Source organism: Bradyrhizobium sp. UFLA05-89 (genome assembly GCF_059803475.1).
Genome location: NZ_JBANBA010000304.1, coordinates 1 through 563 on the forward strand (window position 1 = coordinate 1; position 563 = coordinate 563).

A 563-nucleotide genomic window follows, 5' to 3' on the forward strand; every position below is an offset into this window, starting at 1 on the left:
GGCCTCGACCTCGACGATCTTCGCCTGCTGAGCGGCGATCGCCTTGCCGAAGTTGTCGCGCGTCAACGTGCAAGAGGTGACCGTCGCCTCCAGCTTGCCGCGCACCTTTTCCTCGGCATTGAGGTCGGCTTCCAGCAGGTGGGTCTGGAGCTTCGCTTCGGCGTCAACGGAGGCCGCTTCAGCGGCTGTGTGACGGCTGTGCAGGGTCGCGGCGCGCGCGCGCAATGCCGCGAGTTCGTGTTCGAGTTTTTCCATTGGGGATTTTCGTCGAAAGAGTGCCATGCCGCCAGAGTACGGCCTGCCGCATGCTTGGCGAAGGCTGGACTCGTGGAGGGCGCCAAACGGCGGGCGATCTTAAGGTGACTTGGCAGGGGTTGTTGTGGCGTGCGCCAACTATGAGGGAGGTGGCACTTACGGGAGCCCGATGACGCGTCCGCTTCTACGCCCACAACGGCGCAATAGCGGACGTGCCCGGATGTCGCAGAAGGGCCGATTCCGTTGAAAAAGGCCGCGGTTGCGACTCAGAGATACCAGTGATTCAGTCTGTCTAGTTGGCAGGACTG

1 protein-coding gene is annotated in these 563 nt (G+C 62.7%); it reads right to left on the bottom strand.

Translation table 11 applies throughout. From position 1 onward, the window contains the following. On the bottom strand, positions 1 to 255 hold a 255-nt coding region (locus SO139_RS46380), incomplete at its 3' end, for a hypothetical protein (RefSeq protein WP_498542178.1). Positions 256 to 563 lie beyond the last annotated feature (308 nt).